Annotated in this window: 16 protein-coding genes and 1 pseudogene; 5 read left to right on the plus strand and 12 right to left on the minus strand. The window is 41.1% G+C overall.

The features are described 5' to 3' along the window. Positions 1-213 (plus strand): annotated as a pseudogene (locus tag Q4591_RS00005) (group II intron reverse transcriptase/maturase); the annotation flags it as partial. A 102-nt stretch (positions 214-315) separates the two neighbouring features. Here Q4591_RS00005 and Q4591_RS00010 read toward each other — a convergent pair. Then, a complete protein-coding gene (locus Q4591_RS00010; protein ID WP_303458758.1) occupies positions 316-801 on the minus strand; it encodes a HEPN domain-containing protein in 486 nt (161 codons plus the stop codon). 3 nt (positions 802-804) lie between these two features. Then, complete coding sequence (locus Q4591_RS00015; RefSeq protein WP_303458761.1) at positions 805-1,914, minus strand: DUF262 domain-containing protein; 1,110 nt, start codon at positions 1,912-1,914, stop codon at positions 805-807. Between the two features lie 819 nt (positions 1,915-2,733). Here Q4591_RS00015 and Q4591_RS00020 point away from each other — a divergent pair. Continuing rightward, positions 2,734-3,165 carry a hypothetical protein gene (locus tag Q4591_RS00020; RefSeq protein WP_303458764.1) on the plus strand — a complete coding sequence of 144 codons (432 nt, stop codon included), beginning with the start codon at positions 2,734-2,736 and terminating at the stop codon, positions 3,163-3,165. Between the two features lie 218 nt (positions 3,166-3,383). On the opposite strand, the gene nagP is transcribed toward Q4591_RS00020, so the two are convergent. The 9 genes from nagP to Q4591_RS00065 form a co-directional block, all read right to left on the minus strand. Then, positions 3,384-4,688, minus strand: coding sequence for an N-acetylglucosamine MFS transporter NagP (gene nagP / locus Q4591_RS00025; protein ID WP_102439184.1), 1,305 nt, complete (start codon positions 4,686-4,688; stop codon positions 3,384-3,386). 316 nt (positions 4,689-5,004) lie between these two features. Beyond that, the gene (locus Q4591_RS00030; protein ID WP_303458766.1) at positions 5,005-6,216 is read right to left on the minus strand and encodes an acyltransferase family protein; all 1,212 of its coding nucleotides are present in this window, start codon (positions 6,214-6,216) and stop codon (positions 5,005-5,007) included. A gap of 3 nt (positions 6,217-6,219) precedes the next feature. Further along, complete coding sequence (gene nagA, locus Q4591_RS00035) at positions 6,220-7,380, minus strand: N-acetylglucosamine-6-phosphate deacetylase (RefSeq protein WP_102532169.1); 1,161 nt, start codon at positions 7,378-7,380, stop codon at positions 6,220-6,222. A 66-nt stretch (positions 7,381-7,446) separates the two neighbouring features. Next, entirely contained in the window at positions 7,447-8,445 is a 999-nt protein-coding gene (nagB-II, locus tag Q4591_RS00040; protein ID WP_303458769.1) for a glucosamine-6-phosphate deaminase NagB-II, read from the minus strand. 122 nt (positions 8,446-8,567) lie between these two features. Continuing rightward, on the minus strand, positions 8,568-9,479 hold the full coding sequence (gene nagK / locus Q4591_RS00045; RefSeq protein ID WP_303458771.1) for an N-acetylglucosamine kinase: 912 nt from the start codon (positions 9,477-9,479) through the stop codon (positions 8,568-8,570). A 287-nt stretch (positions 9,480-9,766) separates the two neighbouring features. Then, positions 9,767-12,505: a family 20 glycosylhydrolase gene (locus tag Q4591_RS00050; protein WP_303458773.1), complete on the minus strand. Its 2,739-nt coding sequence runs from the start codon at positions 12,503-12,505 to the stop codon at positions 9,767-9,769. Between the two features lie 675 nt (positions 12,506-13,180). Further along, positions 13,181-13,885: a SapC family protein gene (locus Q4591_RS00055; RefSeq protein WP_102439190.1), complete on the minus strand. Its 705-nt coding sequence runs from the start codon at positions 13,883-13,885 to the stop codon at positions 13,181-13,183. 284 nt (positions 13,886-14,169) lie between these two features. Then, positions 14,170-15,702 (minus strand): tryptophan halogenase family protein, encoded by a 1,533-nt coding sequence (locus Q4591_RS00060; RefSeq protein WP_102439191.1) that lies wholly within the window; start codon positions 15,700-15,702, stop codon positions 14,170-14,172. 122 nt (positions 15,703-15,824) lie between these two features. Further along, positions 15,825-18,422, minus strand: a complete 2,598-nt coding sequence (locus tag Q4591_RS00065) for a TonB-dependent receptor (protein ID WP_102439280.1) — start codon at positions 18,420-18,422, stop codon at positions 15,825-15,827. Positions 18,423-18,860: 438 nt separating this feature from the next. Between Q4591_RS00065 and Q4591_RS00070 the strand changes: the two genes are divergently transcribed. Beyond that, positions 18,861-19,871: a LacI family DNA-binding transcriptional regulator gene (locus Q4591_RS00070; protein WP_102475634.1), complete on the plus strand. Its 1,011-nt coding sequence runs from the start codon at positions 18,861-18,863 to the stop codon at positions 19,869-19,871. A gap of 87 nt (positions 19,872-19,958) precedes the next feature. Here Q4591_RS00070 and Q4591_RS00075 read toward each other — a convergent pair whose 3' ends face one another. Next, entirely contained in the window at positions 19,959-20,297 is a 339-nt protein-coding gene (locus Q4591_RS00075; protein ID WP_102475633.1) for a P-II family nitrogen regulator, read from the minus strand. Between the two features lie 230 nt (positions 20,298-20,527). On the opposite strand from Q4591_RS00075, the gene Q4591_RS00080 reads away from it, so the two are divergent. Together Q4591_RS00080 and Q4591_RS00085 are read left to right on the plus strand one after the other, a co-directional pair. Then, positions 20,528-21,046, plus strand: coding sequence for a GspH/FimT family pseudopilin (locus Q4591_RS00080; RefSeq protein ID WP_303458775.1), 519 nt, complete (start codon positions 20,528-20,530; stop codon positions 21,044-21,046). 101 nt (positions 21,047-21,147) lie between these two features. Further along, a complete protein-coding gene (locus Q4591_RS00085) occupies positions 21,148-21,675 on the plus strand; it encodes a GspH/FimT family pseudopilin (RefSeq protein WP_229367725.1) in 528 nt (175 codons plus the stop codon). Positions 21,676-21,691 lie beyond the last annotated feature (16 nt).

Raw genomic sequence — 21,691 nt, forward strand, 5'->3', positions numbered from 1 at the left:
CAGTGGCGAAAACCACGGACTAAGGTGCAAAACCTACTTAAACGTGGCGTCAAAATTCAAGTGGCCGTTGGTTGTGGGATCACAAGTAAAGGCCCTTGGCGTAGCTCTAAAACACCAGGGATACAGCAAGCTCTGAGTAATGAGTATCTGAAGAAAGCAGGATTATATTCACTAAGAGATGGATGGATCGCAGTTCATTATTGTAATAAATAGGCTAACCAGAAAGTAAGTTAGGTGTTCTAAATGAACCGCCCTGTGCGGAGCCGCATGCAGGGTGGTGTGGGGGCTGGAGGTTAGATACCTCCGGCTACCCGATTATACAACGTGCTTATTCGCACACTGTTTTTCTATATACCTAATAACTTCTATGCTTTTATCTAAATATTCTCTAACTCGATGAACGGAGATGCTTGTAGCCTTTCCATGGGCAACTAAATGTCGATTAGTCATGATTGAATCAATTGCCTCTTTTTTATCTGGATTATTTTTAAAGTACTCTTCCAGCTCTGTACCCCACTCTTTTTTGAATTGGTTCGCTACATTAACAAACCTTTGAGCTTTGGGGTTTGCAATCCCCTCAAGATGTTTTAATGTATATCGAGAAACATGGGGGGATGAAGCTTTTGATACAAAGTCAATATATACAGCACTGATAGCATTTTCTAAAAAACCCGAAGTTAAAACGCATAAGTATTTCCCCCAATGCCCCTGCAACTCTAAATTTCCTAAAGTCGACTTCTCTGTATCATCGATAAGTTTTGTTAACTTTGCGTACTGCCTCTTAAGCTCAGTGTTATCCATCACTTAACCTCTCAGAAAGATATCTTTCGCAATATCTATTCTTTTGAGAACACCTGCTTTATTACCTGTTGATTGCGATATTGCTTCTAAAAATTCTTCATTTTCAGTTAATTCTTTATATTTATCTGCTACGAATTGAGGACTTGGGGAACCGTCTCGTTTTATTTTTTCTGTTAATCCAACCATAGCTGCTTCGTATAATGCAACATTAATAGCTAAGGTTTTTCTAAATGGTCTTGTTGCAATTGATTCCAAAAATATATCGCAACATTGTATGAAATAGTTGGAATATTCTTCTAATCTTGAATTTTTATCTTCTTTATGGCGTTTTACAAATCGGTTTAAGAAATCTTTCATTGGTGCTTCATATGAAGAATATCCCTCTAACATTGCAAAATAACGAATAATTAACTCTTGATCCTTCATTCTCTCATTCACTTTTCCGTATATTTCTCTCCATGACGGGTGATCATTTAAGTGATTTATAGCATCAATGAAGCAACCGTGGTAAACAGCGGTTCTTATTTCTTGAGGTTGTAACTTTCTCCCGCCAGAATTTAGGCGCTCAAAAATATGATATATACTAGTGTCGTTGTCAGCAGGGGCATCCTGTTTCACTACAGTTGCATGAATAACACAATTCTCTAAATTAATTCGGTCCTTAGAGTCAAGCTCTTCATAGGATTTTCCATCATATTGTGGTTGAACCTTAGAAAGCCTAAAAACTCTCTGCCTTTTTTCACCTTCTATAGGATTAAAAACTCCTTTAAAAAAATACAATAAAGATAACAATCTTTGCTGACCATCGATCACTAACATTTTGCCTGTATCTGGCTCTTGAGCTAAGAAAATACCAGGAACAGGTAAACCCAGTAATAATGATTCAATTAAGCGCGAAGATTCTGGTAATTTCCATACAAAGTTTCTTTGAAATGGAGGGATAAATATATCACCACGGTTAACTCTTTTAACCAACCCTTCTACATCAAAATCAATCCCATAGGAAGTAATGTCATATCTAGTTATAGCCTCTTCTTCCTCTTCAACAGCTTCATCTTCGATATTTAACTCTTCATCCAACTCACATTGAAGTTCTTCTACGTATTTACTCATTTGTATTCCTAAATATAAAGTTATATATCGCCTTGCTCACTGGCGAGTAAAAAGTTGTATAACAGCTTATTCAATAGCAGCACAATAATGTTCCAGGCTGCTCAATTCAAACTTCAAAGGTACCATCGCTAAGTCCTTGTTGTAAATCGAATATTTTCGCGAATACGTAAATAATGCTCAAAATACTGCCGGAAAAAGAATACATCTTTGTTTACGAGGTCTATACAACACTTTAAAAAATTTCGCAGTAGACTGATATGTATGGGTTTTCTAGAATGTTACAAAATTATCGATGCGTAAAAAGCTCATTTTACGCATCCTTTGGCGCCAGAATTATCTCAATTTGGAGAAAATCAGTTATACCTGTATAGGCAACCAGTCATTTGGACGACAAGTAAGGCGGTCATAATCGATTAGAAAAAGTAAGGTTATGCTGATTATCCCATTGCTAGCACCAACTCATTTTGGGGCAAAATGTTTTACGACCACCAACTTTATACTTCATTTATATTGGATCCGTTACGGTAGTCCATTACTTCAATTTAATCCATTGCCTGCCGCAGGTGATGTATAGGATATACAAATGTCGCGATCACATGGTCAATGATGTTCCCGACATCATCATGACATTTCCCAAATCCCTATGGGTCAGATGTGAAAGAGCGACCTTTTGTGCAGATACAACTGCGAGACGCTGCACTCTTTATATAAATCAAAAGGTCCATGTAAGCTCTGCCAAAACAAATAACATCCATGTTAAACGGCCAGTTCGGCATCCTTGCCTCTCGCTCAGAGCGTTTCACACTGTGAAACTTCGCCATGTTTTGGTCAAATTTGTTCCAGACAAATAATGACATTCCCACCATCCTTGGCGGTCAGAAGCTCGCTGCTGCATCTACACCGGGATTATTATCTCTTCGATTTAACTTTATTCGTGGGAATAAAAAAGCTAAAAAGCAGAAAATCTATTTGCCTCCGACTCAATATGAATTGAGGTCATCGAGAAAAGACCGTGAGCTTGGCATGGATGTCAAGCTAGCTTTCGTTAGGCCACGGACGGCCTATCGGAAGCGTGAGGGCTTTTCGACAATGACCGAAGCGGTCTACAAACGAAGTCCAAAGCTGGATCAATCCCCATCGAAAATTATGCGCTTTTCAGCATTTTTCGTTAGGGGCGCTGAGGGATATCCAAAAGGGGAACAAGCGCTTTTCCCCTTTTGGTCTGGTGTGGGCGAAGCACCACGACTTTGATTTTTCACATGCAAAATAAATTGAGGGCAAGCGTGAGTGTGGAAAGACACAATGTTAATCCAAACGGAGTTTGGAAATACACAAAGGAAACTGACGGTTTAAATCTGATCTGGGCGAAGCACCATGACCTTGATTTGTTCAAAATGGCAGTCTAGATTTGGGCATAAAAAAAGAGAGCCTATTGGCTCTCTTGATAATCCTGAAGGGGAGTAACAGGATTATTTCCAGCTTTTCATCTTATGGCCTTTAACGGCATAAAATAAAATGAATAGATAACATGGGATCATCACTAAGTAGCCGCCTTGCATGCCAAGGGAGGTTGCTGAGCTGGTTAAGCCCCAGAATACTGGGCCAAATGCGCCACCAGCAATACCCATGATGAGTAGTGCTGAACCTGTGCTGGTTAGTTTACCCATACCAGATAAGGCTAACGGCCAAACTGCTGGCCAAACAATTGCGTTAGCCAAGCCTAAAAAGGCAATTAACAGTAAGGTATCTGGCAGTTGTGCGCCGCCAAATGGCACCAATACAGTGTCAGAAATAGCCGTTGAGCTGCTATCACCAAATACAATACCAAAGGACAACACCACCCCAAGTATGGCGCTAATAAGTAGCGCATTAGGCTGAGATATAAACCGTGGAATACAAATAATCCCTAAGGTGTAACCCACTACCATGCATATCATGGTGTATGAGGTCATCACCCCATAGTTTTCAACCCCTAAGGTGAGTGCATACGTACCAATAGTATCACCAGCGATTACCTCAACAGCCACATAAACAAACAAGGCCACCACCCCAAGGGCTAAGTTGGGTTTTGCTAGTGCCTGTTTAATTTGACCTTTACTGGTGCCCTCTTCTGCTTCGTCTTGTTCAAGCTCTGGTAGCGGTGATTTCTTAACAGCATAGGCTAAAATACCAATGAAGATTGCCATGCCTAAATACGGCAGAATTAAGCTGTTAGCCATTTCATCAATTTGAACCTGACTTAGGGTGGTGCCGACGCGATCTTTAAAGCTATCAAGGATTAATGCGGTAAACACCATAGGAGCAATAACACCCGCGCCTTTATTCAAAATCCCCATAACACTAACGCGTGCTGCAGCAGACTCTTCAGGGCCTAAGCGAACCACATAAGGGTTAACAGCGGTTTGTAATAATGTTTGTCCGGTGCCCATAACCAGTTGCGCGAGTAAGAACAAAGCAAACACTTGGGTTTTAGCGGCTGGAATAAAGAGTAAACCCGCCACCATCATCACGCCCATACCCAGCGCCATACCGTTTTTATAGCCCACTTTACGGATGACCCAAGCTGAAGGTAGTGCGGTAAAAGTTACTGCAATATAAAAAGAGAATAGAATTAGTGACGCTTGAAAAGGGCTTAACTGAAGGATTTGCTTTAGATATGGCATTAACGAACCATTAAGCCAAGTCGCAAACCCTAATACGAAAAAGAGTATTGCCACAATGGCCATGGGCACTATGCTGCTTTTTTGCTGACTATTATTCATTGTTGTTTCCATAAACCCTGCTTCTTATTATCATTGATATTTCAGCACTGACTTCCTACTAGTGCCCCATATGAGTCTTATTATTATTGAGTTTTTATCAACAATTTGACCTAGCAATGTTGCTGCAGATCATAATCGTTGTGCATTTCATGTTAAAACATAAACACAGCAAAGACAACGCTGTCATTTCATTAGCAACTAAACATCATTGATCACACCACAAGCCCCAAAATAAATCTTGCATGCAGTTCTTAGTGACAGTCCATAGTGACAGTTCTAATAAACAGCTCTCAGAGGCCGCTCTTAGAAACAGCTCAATAAACAATCATTAGATGCGAATAAAAATTTTACGTTGATAAAGCCACAATAAAATTAGCCATTGCACTGTCAGTAAGCTCAGTACAAAGAGTAATGGTTGCCAGTCTGCTGGGGTGGCGCGAATAAAGCCGCCCAATAAACTATTGGCTAAGTATTGCCAATTAACCACACTAGATGCGATATAGATGATGATGGCATTAGTGCCAATCACCACAAAAACAAAGGCCCATTTGTGCCATTTAAGTACATCGATAATGGCGTAAAAAATGGCGAGTAAGATAATACTCCAACCACTGGTTACCAACACAAAACTGCTGGTCCATAAGTCTTTATTGACCGGAATAATCAAGTCTAATAGCCAGCCTAATGACAATAACGCCGCACCAATAATCACCATACTCAAGACTTTTAGCCATTCACCCCTAAGCCCCCATAAGGGCGGCTTGGCTTTAACAATATAGTGACCGACAAACACACCGATTAAGCCATTTACCACCGCAGGCAGTGTGGATAGCACCCCTTCAGGATCTACGGCTCTATTTTGATATGCGCTACCAGGTAGCAGTATTGAATCCACGTAAGCGTTAATACTATTTTCGGCGCTAAAGCGGGCAAAGGTTTGGCTTGTTTGATTAACAGCTGCTTGAGCTAATTCTGGGTTTTGAACTAGCCCAGAATATAGCGTGAGATCGGGATAAGGAAGATATAACTGAATAAGCCCATAGCCAATTAATAGACTAATGGCGACAATAATTTGGGTTCTAAGGCTGGTATGCCACACCAACATCGCGCCTATAAACCATGCAAAACCAATACGTGCCAACACACTGGCATAACGCACACTGTCGGGATCTGCAGGCATACCAACGCCCCAACCATGATTATAAAGTACCCCTAAAAAAATCAGTAAACCAAGGCGCTTTATAGCATGACGATACAAGGGCAGCCGCTGCTGCATTGGTAGTTTATCTAAGCGTTTTGGTGACAGGCCTAAAGCCACACCGGAGAGGAAAATAAACAGCGGGAATATAACATCATAAAAGGTAAATCCATGCCATTGACTGTGATGCATTTGGCCGTCAAACCAATTCCACCCAGCCCAGCCGGTTAATATAAATAATCCAGCAAATAGGCCCTCACCGCCAAGGATCCAAAACATGTCAAAACCGCGCAGGGCGTCCAATGACATTAATCTTGGCTTCAAAGCGGTTTTAGTCGACATACATTAGCCTTTATCGCATCGGCTAAAAACCACATCGCCATTAATATAGGTTTGGTTAACTTGATAACGCGAGTTATCGTTTGCATTAGCAGCTAACAACACTAAGTCTGCGCGCTGACCTACGGCTATGGTGCCAAGCTTAGCTTGCTGTAGATACTGCGCTGGATATAACGATGCCATTCTAAGGGCTTCTTCATAACTGAGGCCAAGCATGCTAACCGTATTGTTAACTGCGCCAACCATATCAAGTACGCAACCTGCTAGCTCACCTGATTTGGCATTGAGCCTATCACCTTGACGTATGACCTCGGTGCCAAACAGTTCAAAGCTGGCATCATCATCCAGTCCCACCGGTGGCATAGCATCGGTTACTAACATGATTTTGCCTTGGGGCTTAGCTTTAAGGGCAACTTTTGCAGTCGCACTGTGAACATGGTGGCCATCGACAATCAATCCGCACCATGCTGCATCACTTTCTAGCGCTGCGCCCACCATGCCCGGCTCACGAGAGCCAAAGCCTGACATGGCATTAAACAAATGTGTAAAACCGTTAGCGCCAGCATTTAACGCCGCCAGCACAGTGTCATAATCGGCATTTGAGTGACCTAAGCACACCTTTACGTCGTTAGCGATTAAGGTTTTTATCACCTCAACTGAGACATTTTCAGGGGCTAAAGTGACCACTTTTATACCAAGATCTTGTCGTGAAAATATCGCCAGTTCTTCATCTGAAATACTGCGAATAAACGATTGTGGATGCACGCCTTTTTTAGGCACACTTAAATGTGGCCCTTCAAAGTGAATCCCTAACACGCCTGCAGATTGCAGCTTAATAGCCTCGGCAACGGCATCAGCGGCTTGCGCCATCACCTCAACTTTATCGGTAATGAGCGTCGGCAGAAAACCGGTCGTACCAAATTGAGCATGTGCTCGACCTATGGTCTCAATACAATCAAGGGTTGGTGCGCTATTAAACAGTGCCCCGCCGCCGCCATTGACTTGAACATCAACAAACCCTGGCACTAACGTGCCTTGTAAACGCACTTCTTTCGCATTCGATACTGAATCTAAGGCGATGATGTGGCCGTCTTCAATAGAGATCACCGCGTCTTGATGAAATTGCTGTCCATCAAAAAAACCGTCTGCTATTAGGGTTTGTCTCATAATGTTCTCTTTATATTGCGTTAATCTTTAACTGCTTACTTCTTAATGCTCACAGTCGAGTCAAACTTATAGTGTTTGGGTGACTTTTTTCAAACCTTCTGGCTGATCTGGGTCAATACCACGGGCAACAGCGACGGCGGCTACATCGATATAAAAACGTTGTAGCAATGCTAATGGCGCAACACGCGGGTGTATTTCAGATGATGTTTGATTTAAATGCACCAAGTCTGCGCCACGTTGTTTTACGTTTTCTATTTGCTCGATATGGCTGTCATAAGACTCATCATTAATGCAGGCATCGACAATAGCCAGTTTCTTTTCAACTAAAGTCACCGGCCCATGTAAAAACTCAGCGCTACTGAATGACTCGGCATGAATAGAGCAAACCTCTTTCATTTTAAGGGCAATTTCTTTGGTTACCGCATAACCTAAACCACGACCTAAAACCACAAGGTTATTAACCCCTGCTAAAGACTCGGCGGTTAATTGCGGCGCTGCGTCAACGGCTGTTTGTAATGCAGCAGGCATTGAATCAACGGCTGCAGCTAACGACTCACTTTGGGTCCACTCAGCAGTTAACTGCACAATGGCTGATAAAGTCGCTAAGTAGCTTTTGGTCGCTGCGACGGCTTTTTCTTCACCCGCTCTAAGCGGTAATACCACATCGACAATATCTTTAATTGGTGCTGTTTCATCGTTGACTAATGCGACACAAAAAGCGCCTGCTTCTTTAGCCATTCTCGCTTGAGCCAATATATCTGGGCTACGGCCTGATTGTGAAATAACAATCACTAATCCGCCTTCAAGTTGTAAGCTTTTACCATAAACACTGGCAACTGATGGCGCTGCAGCAAAAGTTGGAATGCCCACTTCAATTTCAAATAAGTATTTAGCAAATACCCCTGCGTGATCTGATGAGCCACGACCAACAATCATCACAAACTTTGGCTTAAAACTACGTAGTTTTTCACCAAGCTCTTTGGTTAAGCCAGCATTAGCAGCCAGTTGCTCAGCGATTTTCTGCGGTGCTGAACGCGCTTCACGTTCCATAATTGTATTTGTCATCGAGTTAACCTTAATTTATGTTCAAGTTGATCCATTGAGGTATCAAGTTACTGAGCAGTGCATGGCGATGAATTTATCGTTGACACTGAAAATTTTAAGCGAGTTCAAGATAATTTGGCGAGTTACAGACTCTTGCCGTTATCTGCGGCAAACTGTTGCTGCGCAAACAAGATAGCGCCGATTTCTGGTGGTGATAGCGCTTCAGCCACTTTGCTAGCCACATCAATGTCTAACCAATGTAATAATGGCTCTGCTAGGCCGCCAATCATCGAAAAACGACTAGGATGAATGACAAATAACTTTCTGGCCATTTCACTAATATAACCCGCTCCCTGTTGCACAATATCAATGGCAACCTCATCACCATTGTCGGCGCATAACAGCACAATACGGGCTAATTTGGCGTAGGTGCTTGAAGACTGTCCGGCAAGATGCTCGACAATGCCCATGGCATCATCAACATTAAAGTGTGCTAGTAATAATTGTGTTAGTGCGGTGTCGGCGGCAAAGCCGTCTAAATTCAGTAATACATGCTCAGCGGCTTTTTGGCCTAACCATGCGCCACTGCCTTTGTCACCTAATGCAAAGCCATGGCCGCCAATTAATAAACTTTGCTCGCCTACATGGGCAAAGCCACAAGAGCCAGTACCGGTAATAATCACGGCACCATCATCGCCGTTGTGGGCGCCAATACAGGCAGTATGTAAGTCTGTGGTGAGGTACATTTTGGCAAACGGGTGCTGCCAGTTGTTCACTTGGTCAAACAAACGCGGCACATTCACGCCAGCGAGGCCGACACCGGCGATTAACTGCTGAGCGTAGCTTGGTGCTAAGTTTGCATCTGCCAAGGCAAGCTTGGTTGATTCGATAATTGAATTAAAAGTTTGTTCTAGTCCGTGAAGAGGATTAGCTCTACCTGCTACACCAGTGCCAATTACACCTTTTTGTGGGCAAAATATGCTGGCGCGGCACTTACTGCCACCACCGTCAATTCCGATATAAAGCTGTGATTCATTTTGCTGATTAACGCTCATGACATCCCTCTTGTCTCTATTACCCAAGCCTTTTATAACTGATTTTTATAGGCTCTTTTGTAAGTTAACTTTATGTTACACCACAAATGACAGCGTTGTCATTTACTTTTTGTGGTGTTTATAAAACAAACAGCGAAGTAACTATTAAAGCTCTGATTTATATTGATTTTAGCTAGGTAATTAAATTGAAAGTTTTGGATGTTTTGCTGATTTGCTTTTAAAAAAGGACGTTAACCATTCGATTAACGTCCTTTGTATTTAGTTAACTGCACAGCAATAAAAGCCAGCTATAAAAACAACGAGCGCCCTTTGCGTTTTCCTGATGCGGAAATAGCTCTTATCTCAATATTACCTGATACCTTTACCGGAGCTTGGTATTCAAGCCATGATGCTGTTTCAGCAGCGTTATTGTCACTCTCTTCACTGAGTTGACGATACTCAATCTTAAGCCCTGGAAAGGCAATATTGGCATAAAGCAGTCCAGCTTCAATTTTTGCCCCAACGGTTGGCACCCGATATTCAATGTTAGCCACATCTAACTTAGCCAGCTCTTTATGGCCTAAGGTATTAGCGATGTCATTCCATTGCTGTTGCTGCTGCTTACGCATATCAGCAGTAAAGTAACCTGAGTTTTGATGATAAACCGCGCCTTGATACTGATATGGCACTTCCCACTTTGCTTTATGCCAAGCTTTTTCAGCTAGCATTAGCAGCCGTGGAAACATCATATATTCAGCGACTTCATCACTGCGAATAGTTTCACTCCAGATTTGACCTTGAATACCACTAAAGCCTTTACCTTGTTGTAATGGCGCTGAGGTCACCTTACCTTGCTCATCTTTTTTAACGCTATCGTCGGCGGTAAAGGGGTTATTTTCGATATCATTCCATTGTTCCGCATTCGCAGGTAAGTTATCTGGCATAAAACTAAACAATTTTTGGCTGTTTAGCGCTCGGGTCGCCCAGTAGTAACCATGCTCTTTAGGATCAGCCTCATAGGGGAAATCAAAGTACAACACTTCAGGGTTTGAAAGCACAGTATCCCAACCTAAATTGGCTTGGCTGTGGGCTCTTTGATAACCATGGTGTGAAATCACATCCCAAATGTTGGTTTGTGATTTAGCCGGCATATTGTCTGCATTAGTATGGCTCATACCATCGCTCCAACCTGCAGGTTCAATACCTTTAGCGCTGACCATATTGGCGACGCGCTCAATAAAATAAGCACCTAAATCATCGATCGATTTAACCCCTTTGTCATTGTTAGCAACAAAGTCTACGCATTGTGGTGATTGCTTCCACGCCCCTGCCGTTTCATCAGCGCCAATGTGGTAGCGTTTTAGCGGATGGCCTGCTTGTTGGTGCAATTTAGCAATTTCATCAATGACTTTATCGACAAAGTGATAGGTCGACTCCAAGCACACATTTAGGGTGTTATCGTTATAATACTGCACCGATGAATACACTGTGGTGTCGTTAGCATCTGTCAGTAAGTACTCATTAGCAGCATTATTTTCGCCACTTGCCATAAACTTACGGTAGCGGGCATCCATAGATTTTATCGCAGCACGTGAGTGACCAGGCATATCCATTGACGGGATAACCTCTACTTGGCGGGCGCTGGCATACTGCAAAATGTCTATATAATCGGCTTTGCTATAAAAACCATTTACACTGGCATCAGCAAAAGGGCCACTGCCCAGCTGGGGAATTAAGCAGGTGCTTTCGGTTAAATCATGGCAACGCTTACTACCAATATCAGTAAGCTCAGGTAAGCCATCAATTTCTAAGCGCCATGCTTCATCATCGGCCATATGTAGGTGTAATTTATTGAGCTTATAAGCTGCCATTTGATCGATTAAATCAAATATCAGTTGTTTACTATGAAAGTTACGGGCGACATCAATGTGCATACCACGAAAATCATAACGCGGTGCATCATCAACAACCATAGTATTTATACTGAGTTCTCGAGTATCGATTAACGCTGCAAGTGACGAAAGACCATATGAAAAACCACTGTCGGTGGCGGCGGTAATGGTAATGCCGTCAATGGCCACCTTGAGCTGATAAGCGCCATCAATCCCTTGCTCGTCTGCTGTAACCTTGCTGTTTTTAACAAACGCTAACGACAAGCCTGTATCTGATTGCTTAACCCCAAGTCTCGCTAATCTCGACAAAGCTGCGGCAACTGCTGCTGAGTCAACTTGCTGGTAATTAACCTCAATACCTTGAGACAAATCTACCGGTGTATTACTTGATGTAACGCTAGCACTGAGCGGCGTTGGAATAATGCGATTAATGGCAGCCTCGCGATTAACTACAAGGGCATTATTGGCTTCAAATAACACCTCAGCACGGCTCCACGCTAAGTTATCGGTTGCGGTTCTGCGATATTGCCTTTTTTCATCCGTAAAGGCTTCAACATAGGGTCTAACTTCCATGCCGGTTTCTGCATCAATACTTAATTGAGTGCTAGCTATCACGACAGGCTCTAAACCATCCACCACAATGTAATAGTTTGGCATTGGGTCAGTTTCAGATAATTGCCATAACTCGCCTCTAAAACCAATGCGTTGGGTTACGCCAGCGCTAAAGCCAGTGAATTGCTCGGTGGGGGCAATTTTATGTAAATCACCTTGTACTCGAGTGATACTATACTGCGGATTTAACACCGCTTGTACTGGGCGCATTTGACTGAAATAAATTGCCCAGTCGGCATGGGGAATATTAACTGAACTGGTTAAATCAATTTCAGCGATAAAACATTGCTCATCAGGCTGTGTTGCTGAGCAACTTTCTTCAGGGACATTGGTCACCATGCGATAAGTGACTTTTAGATCTGCGGCAAATTGTTTTAGGCTTGCTTGAGTCCAAGCGCTATCAGCGGCTTGATTAGCCTTATGTTGCAGATCTGAACCATTAGCTGATTGAGCATCATCAGACGTAGAAGGAGCTGAAGAATACTGGCAACCCACTACGCCTATTGATAGTAATAATGCTGATGCAAGGATGGTCTTTTTCATATATTCCTCAATTTATCCCTAAATGATCATCTGATGAGATGCCGCGCGTTGACTGACTACTGACGTTAGCCTATTTTAGCGAAATTACTGCAGCTAATTTTTAGCGGCAACAGTATTTAATTAATTAAATTTATTAGTGTATTTAGCCTGTTCAATATCTATGTCTCGTTAACTGCTAGGTTTTATCCTTACTAAGAAACCGGCAAAAAAATAGCTGGGAACAAAAATTGTACCCAGCTTATACTCGTTTCTGGGGAGAGACTAAAAGTATAAATTAATGCTATTTCGCCCGACCGAAATAGCATTAAGGCATGGATAATAGGGACCTATAAATTATCCATGTCGACCTTAAAACAACGACTCACACACAAGCAATGACAACGCTGTCATTCAATAATCTACCGAATATAGAACGAGATTTCTACATTTTTTTTATGTTTTGACACAGGTTTGCAACAATAGACATTAAAAACAAATAATAACAGTGGCTTAATTGCTTAAATTAAGCTTAATTGGCTTAGTAATAACCAAGAATATTGGCATCTAGTGGTAAAGAAAGGATTGAATGAAGTAAAAAGCTTTAAGCAAAAGAATCTTATGCTAAATATGCTACTAATAAAAAAGGCATTATTTCAATATATGAAATAATGCCTTAATACGCGCGATACAATAAGATTAAGCTTTAGCCATGATCTCAGTGCGTGCTAGACGGTTAACTTGGTTTAACGATGCTAAATGACCATAGATAGGACCTAGTAAGCCGCGCTTTCTAAGTTCTAAGTAATCTTCATCTGACAATTCATTTAATTTAGCTTCATCAATTAAGTATAAGCCATTGATGTTGCGCTTCTCACCCGCTACATCAACCGTTAATGTTTGGGTTGTTAGTAACTCTTTTTCAGCCAAGAAACCAAGAATGTTGCGGCTTGCTTGATCTTGCTCAAAATGCGCGATTAAGGCTTTTTTGCGGTTTTCTAAGTAAGCAGACTCTTGCTCACCTTCAAATAATGCTTGGCCTTCAGTCTTGCTGACTTCAGCAGCAGATTCGCGAATACCAATCCATACTTTGTCTTTTACTTCTGGGTTAAGTACTAATCCAAGTGGATAGTCACGGACAACAGCAGGGATATATAGTCCTTGCCACTTGCCGTCTTTAATACTCAGGTTTTGACCAGGCTTAAGACCTAACATAGCAACAGCTTGGAATTCACCGCTATCAGTGTTTTTAACGAATACAATTGGGTATTCTGTAGCTGCACGAGCAATCTCATGCAAAGTTACTGGAACAATATGTTGATCTGCAACGTGTGCAAAATTAGTTGCGGTAATTTTTAAATCACCGTGCTTTGCGTGTTCAAGTAACGTAATTTGGTTAGACATCTTGGCTCCTTCAGGCGCTTCTAATCAATAATGATATACATAAAAATAGGGATTCAAATCCCTTTTGTTTTAAACTTTTGCTAGTAGATTAAAATAAAAAATCCCAAAATCTTTAGCTGATGACTTATTATAAAGCCCACTATCATTTAATCTGCAGCTTACGTTACCGTATCAAGCAATAAAGTACCACTAGCTATTCGCTGATATTTCACCTAAATCGTGCCAACTTTCATCTATAAGTATAAATTTCACTCAACTGGGTTCTAAGTTTATTAATCCTGTAGCTAAACCTTTTGTAAACCGTAACGGTTAATTTTATCAAGCAGTGCTCGATGCTCTGGTAAGTCTAGCGCCAGCTTGTGGCCTATTTGCTGTATTTTATTGGCCTGCTGCTGGGCACTTTTAAGGTACTGCGCCTCGAGCGACACGTTTTTTGTTTGATAATGCATCCCGTATAAGACATACAGGTAATTATCAATATTAAACACTTCGTAGCGTGAGAATAGATCATCGGTTATCGGGCTAAAGCTCTGCCATAATTGCAATTTTTGTTGCAAGGATTCAGGTATCGTTTCAGGCTTTTGATTATCTAACCAAAAATCACTGTCAGTTCTATCTGAAATGCAATAATGCAACTTAGCAAACTCCACTACTCGCTCCCACGCGTAACCTATAGTGTGATTAAAGCGCTCAGACAATGCTGGCATTTGCGCCAGTGTCTGCGGTAGTCGCTTAGCTAAGTAACCGGCGGCAAAATCAGTTAATAGTATTGAGGTTGCCTCGATTGGCTCTAAAAAGCCTTGTGCTAGGCCTAATGCTACACAGTTTTTTGCCCAAAACTGTTCGCGGTAGCCCACTTTCATGGGGATTTCACGATGGTGTAACTGGTTTAGTTTTCCGCCCAAATAACGGTTAAACTTTTGCTCAGCTTGTGCGCTTGTCATGTGGTTATCAGAATACACAAAACCAGTACCGCGGCGCTCTGGCAAAGCGATATCCCAAATCCAGCCTGCTTGATGCGCTGTGGCAATGGTAAAAGGGGCAATCGCTTCAGTAATGTCTGTCGGCACTTGGGCAACAATGGCTTTATTCACCAATAACTGATGGGATTTATCCACAAAGCCGACGTTAAGCTTTTTGGCTAACAAAATGGACTCAAAGCCACTGCAGTCGATATAAAAATCAAAAGCTAACTCGCCGAGCTTATCAGTTTTTAAGCGGCTGATATTGCCTACATCATCTATTGCGGCATCTAACACATTGGCTTTGATATGCTCAACGGCATATTTACTTGTGGCGTTAGTGGCTAATAATTGGGCAAATTTTGCCGCATTTAAATGATAAGCATAACTCACCGAGCCAGCGTATTCGGGGGTGGTGATGGATTTAGGTGCCTTTAATGCCTCACAAATATAATGCTGAGGTGAAACCATTGCACTATAAGCCATATCCTCAGTGGCGGTTTGGTTCCAAAAGGCGCTTAAGTCATCGCCTAATGGGCTTGGTACATCAAATAAGTGATGGTAGCGATTATCTGCGCCATGTTTGGTTTTATCGAGCCAGTTTCGAAATTGGATAGACTGCTTGAAGCTCACATCACACTGCTGAATAAACTCGGTTTCGCTTATTCCAAAGCTTTGTAATGACTGCCTAATAGCAGGTACAGTGCCTTCACCAACACCAATGGGCGGAATATCAGGAGACTCGATTAACGTAACGGACACATCAGCCAATGATTGCACCGCTTTACCAATATGATTTGCAGCAAGCCAACCAGCTGTGCCACCACCGATAATAACAATCTTCTGCACTTTCATATTACGCCTCTTAACTGTTAACTGTAGATAAGTCGCTAATTGGATTTTAACCGTATTTACCAGTGGAAAGTTAAAATCAAAAAGCCTAGCAAGTGCTAGGCTTTTTATGCTTCTAAATCAGATTAAAAACGTAAGTTTAAACCTAACTTATAACGAGCTTCACCTTCAAAGCTCCATGCTGGGTAACCACCTTTTAGCTCAGGCTTAACGTCAGCATCATCAGGTGCAACACCTAATTGAACACTGTCTTCTTCAAGTAAGTTAACTACTTCAAATGTGATACCTAAGTAATCAGTGATATTGTAGTTAGCACTTAAATCAAGTGTACCGAAGTCTTGATGTTCACGGTTACCGTAGAAACCTGGTAACTCACGCATCATGTATTCACTACGCCAGTTATAAGCAACACGTGCTGAGAAGTCATCCATCTCGTAGTAACCAACTAAGTTAACAGTGTGCTTAGAAGAGTCAGAAAATACGCTAACTTGATCAGGGTAGTTCTCAGCTGCAGCATCAGAATCAGCAAAGGTATAGTTAGCAGAGTAACCAAAGCCGTTGTCAAAACCATCTTGGATTTGCAGCTCTATACCTTGGATTTGACCGCCAGTACCATTTTTCTTCGTTGAAACAGTCCAGTTATCTTCACCTGAATTAGGATCAACAATACCAATACTTTGATCTAGCTTCTGCTCTGAGGTGATAAAAGAGCTGATATCTTTGATAAAGTAAGAAGCACTCATTAACCCGTCAGGACTGAAATACCATTCCACACCTAAATCAGCTTGAGTCGCTTTAAATGGCTCAAGGGCGATATTACCGGTACTAACCACTTGGTTACCTGCAACGTCATCGTTGTAACCTTGCAGTGCCGAAGCTGCAAACATATCAGCATAATTAGGACGTGAAATCACTTGTGATGCTGAAGTACGGATAATGACATCTGGCGCCACATCAAATGCAACGTTGATACTTGGCAATACGTCATTATAACTTGCATCTTTAGTGCTTAAGTTATCGGCATAAGTACCATCAGCTTGCAGCGCGAAATAATCAGATGATGCATCTGTTGATATATAACGTAAGCCGAAGTTACCGCGCATACCGTCTGACTCAAAATTAGCCATTAAATATAACGATAGGTTTTCTTCGTTAATGGTGCCGTAGCCAGCCTTATATACGGTCCCTTCTGTCGAGAAACCATTAATTGCAGCCTTAGCATCACGTAACATGGCATCCATATCTGGCTTAGGTAAGGTATAACCTGCACCCGATGAAATTTGACCACTGTAATATGCTGATGCATCTTTTGCTGCTATATCAGCATTAACGATTGCAGGTAAAGTTAACATGCTAACATCATGATCTGCATAACGAACACCTGTTTTGAATGAGGTAATCGCACCTAAATCAGTCGGGATAGTAAAGTCTAATTGTGCGTAAGTTTCTTCATCTGAGTTTGGCTGCTTTTTAAGTGCCCAACCTGCAGGGGACAATTGACCACCAAAGTCATCTGCGGTGAAGTTTTTATTAGCAACATCTATTTTGATGATTTCACCAGTCGCATCATAAGTACCAGCATAATCAGCAGCGGTACCTAACCAGAAACCATAGTTAGAAGTTAAATCAGTACCACCTTCAGACTTGGTGTTACCCACACGACCTTCTACTTTAAACATGTCATTTTCGTAATCGAAATTGAAATCGTAAGTATTTGAGTCCATGCTAGCTTGGCGCGCCCAAGTTTGTGCCCAACCTGGGTTTTCACCATTACCATCACGGCGATAGAAAGTACAAGTGCCTAAAGAGTTACGCTGTTCACACGCTTCGTCTTTATCATCTGGGAACATCACGAATAATGAGGTATTTGCGTTGTTCGCTTTCATGTCCAGACTCATAATGTCTAAACCGAAATTTAAATTATCTGTTGGACTGTATTGGAATGAACCGTTAATAGCAGTACGTTCACGCTCTTGTTCAAAAGTCGTCGGAACAATATCACCCCAACCAATTAATGACTCAATACCATTGCGTTGATAAGTTGTTTCTGAGCCAGCTGCAGAAATTAAGAAACCAAAGTTCTCATCTTCATTTTTCCAGCTGTATAGGCCTGATAATTCAGGATCTGTTTCTTCAGAAATTGTACCGTAGTCGCCTTTAGCACTAAGGAATACAGTATTGGCATCTAAATCTAATGGCTTGCGGGTTTTAACGATAACGGTACCGCCAACACCACCTTCAGGTAAATCAGCCTGAGACGATTTATATACTTCAATTCCACCGACCATTTCTGATGGTAGTAAACTGTAGTTAAAGCTTCTGTCAATTGACTGTTGATCGTACCAACCGGTAGATGCAACTGAATGGCCGTTTAATAATGTACGAGTCAAGCTGCTAGAAGCACCACGAATCGAAACACCTTGGCCTTGACCAAATTGACGGCTCACAGCCACACCTGGTATACGCCCTAATGACTCACCCACGTCACCATCAGGAAATTTACCGATATCTTCAGCCGTTACCGCATCAACAACAGAGTTAGAAAAACGTTTATCATTAACTGAAGCCTTCATCGAGGCACGCATGCCTTTTACTTCAATTTTTTCGATATTTTCTTCTGTAGTTTCAGCATCTGCTGCAAACGCAGCAACTGAAACCATACTGCCAAGTAGGATAGCAATGTTAGTTGCTAAAACATTTTTCTTAAAATTAATAGGTCGCATCTTCATTTCCCTTCCATAACTTTATTATCGTTTTTGGATACATAACCATTCCAATCGGAATGACAACGCTGTCATGTCTAGAGCAAACATTACACAATATTTAACAGTCTTGCCACAACAAAATAACTTTATTGCAGACAAAATGTGCAAAGCCAGCTTATATAAAACAGATGTAAACACAATTAATAACTAAAAATCAGACGCTTAAATGTTGACGATGTTTGTATCAAATTAAGAACAAATAGACTTTAAAGTGAACTCATCCAACCAGAAAAGTAATTCGAGATTGCCTAATTCGATAAAAATCCGCACTATTAGAGTTAAATCGGCTTAGCTTTTGTTTTTACCTACAATATTGATAACCTTCATTTGGGGATGATTGTTATCAATATAAATACAATGCTAAGTTCATCGCCTGAGTTTAAGAGTTAACAAATAATGAAAGTAACCATAAATGATGTTGCCAAACATGCTGGCGTATCAATTAAAACCGTTTCACGGGTCACCAATAACGAATCGTCAGTCAGACAAACCACGGTCGACAAGGTCAATGCAGCAATTAATGAGCTAAATTATCAACCTAACTTAGCAGCAAGAAATCTAGCAAGCACAAAATCCTATGTTATTGGTTTTATTTATGATAACCCCAATGCTTATTATATTATTGATATGCAGAACGGTATTCTTTCTGCCTGCCAAGATAAAGGCTACGAGTTGTTGATCCACCCTTGTAATGCTACCTCTGACACAATTTGTGATGAACTAACCAAAATGGTCAAACACTCTCGGCTATCGGGTTTAGTGCTCACCCCGCCAATGTCAGAAGACCCGAAGATACTTGCAGCACTTGATGAAATAGATGCTAATTATGTAAGAATTATTGCAGGCGAAAGCACTGATGCAGAAAATGGGCTTACTGTACTTGTCAATGATAAACATGGCGCTTTAGAAATCACCCAACACTTAATTGATATGGGTCATAGTGATATTGGATTTTTAAGTGGCGATCAGCAGCATGAATCAACCAAAGAGCGTTTAGCAGGGTTTAAAGATGCCCTTGAGCACAATAATCTTAACGTGAATAACACCTGGGTTTTGGATGGTAAATACTCTTTCGAATCTGGGGTAGAAGGTGCCAATAAATTGATTAACTTAACCAAACGGCCTACGGCAATCGTCGCCTGTAACGATGAAATAGCTGCAGGGGCTTTATTTGCTGCGCGTTTAGCTGGGCTTGATATACCAAAAGATTTATCCATTGTAGGATTTGAGGATAGCCCCTTCTCCCGACAGACGTGGCCCAAATTAACCACAGTGCATCAACCAAACGTGAAAATTGCCAAAGTCGCCACTGAACTGTTAATCGCCAATAGCAAAGAAACGACTGAGAAAAAATCGATGGTATTTACGCCTGAGCCGGTTATTCGGGACTCATCAAGCAAACCATGATGGCAATAGTGAGCTTATAATTTATCCCCAATAAAAAAGCCTCAATAAATTATTTATTGAGGCTTTTTTAATTTAATCTATTGTAGATTAAACAGCATCTTCGTTTTCTTCGCCAGTACGGATACGAATAACACGTTCAATATCGGTTACAAATATTTTTCCATCGCCGATTTTACCCGTACGAGCAGTATCAACAATAACCTCAATGGCTTGGTCTAATTGCTCATCTTGAATAACAAGCTCGATTTTTACTTTCGGTAAAAAATCGACCATATACTCAGCACCACGATATAATTCAGTGTGACCTTTTTGACGCCCAAAGCCTTTCACTTCAGAAACCGTCATGCCTGTTATACCTATTTCCGCAAGTGACTCTCGCACATCATCAAGTTTAAATGGTTTAATAATGGCTTCTACTTTTTTCATCAACACACTCCTAATCACTTGGGAAAATATAGATTTAAATTTTCATTCTCAAATTTAAATCTATTTATTAATAGTTTGGATACTTGAACTATCTTACTTTAAGCCAGAATAATTTGCTCATTATTTTATAAAGTAGGTATTAATCAGTTTAAAACTAGCAGAGTCAGCAAAAGCTTCTATACTTTTTCGACTACTCAGATAATGAACCTTAAAAATCAAGGATGATTTTTATGAATACCCAGTTAAAGGGATTTAACCTAATTGAAGTTATGGTCGCTGTTTCCATTGCTTCAATTATTTCGACCATGGCAGCTCCATCACTTAATAATCTGATTAACCATGCTCGCAGTAAAAGCAATATCAGATCTATACAACAACTTATCCAGTTGGCCCGTAATCATGCCATTAGCCTAAATGCTCGGGTAACTGTTTGTCCTATCGAAAATAACCAATGTACTAACAACTGGCAACAAGGTTTCACTATATTCATTGATGGAGGAGAGTCAAATATCATCAATACTGGCGACCACATTTTACATATTGCACCAGCCTTTAATCCAAACGATATTGTTTACTACAATAGAAAAGCCATTAGGTTTCAACCTGACGGTCTAGCCTCAGGTACGAATGGTACATTCAGGTATTGCCCAGAAAGTTTTGATAGTCCATATTCAAAAGCTGTCATTGTAAATCAATCCGGTCGGATAAGGTTTTCACGAAAAAATAAGATTGAGTGTAAACAAAACTAGAAAATTCATATGTGTTCCAAGTGAACTTTAGGCTTACAAAAACACTGATTTCAAAGTCATATTGCCTTATACTGAATTAAGTATTGCAGAGGAAAATATGCATGAATCAAATGAAAAACGGATTTGAAAACGGATTCACTTTAGTTGAACTAATGGTCACTCTTGTAGTTGCAGGAGTTTTGATAGGTGTTGCTGTACCTTCATTATCAAGTCTTTATGAAAGTAGCAGAAGCAGCTCAGCCACAAGCTCTATCGAGTCAGCCTTAGTGTTCGCACGAAATCAAGCGGTAAGCTTTGGTAGAAGAGTAACAGTTTGCCCTGGAGATGGCAGTGCTTGCTCAACTGATTGGATTGATGGTATTGCCATCTTTATTGATGACGATCAAAACGGCGTTAAAGATAATAACACAGATGTTTTACGTTATATCGATGGTTTTAATAGCGACGATTTTATAAAGACATCATCATCAGCAATGATAACTTTTAATTCGGATGGCTTGGTAAGCGGTTCTAACGCTCAAACAATTACCTATTGTCCAGGTGCAACAGACAGTGACTATTCAAAACAAGTCTCTTTAAGCGCCTCTGGCAGAGTTCAGATTATTTCAGACAATGTAAACTGTATTTGAATCCTTTTGAGTTAAT

It is taken from the genome of Shewanella sp. 3_MG-2023 (assembly GCF_030548765.1).
Taxonomy (GTDB): Bacteria; Pseudomonadota; Gammaproteobacteria; order Enterobacterales; family Shewanellaceae; genus Shewanella.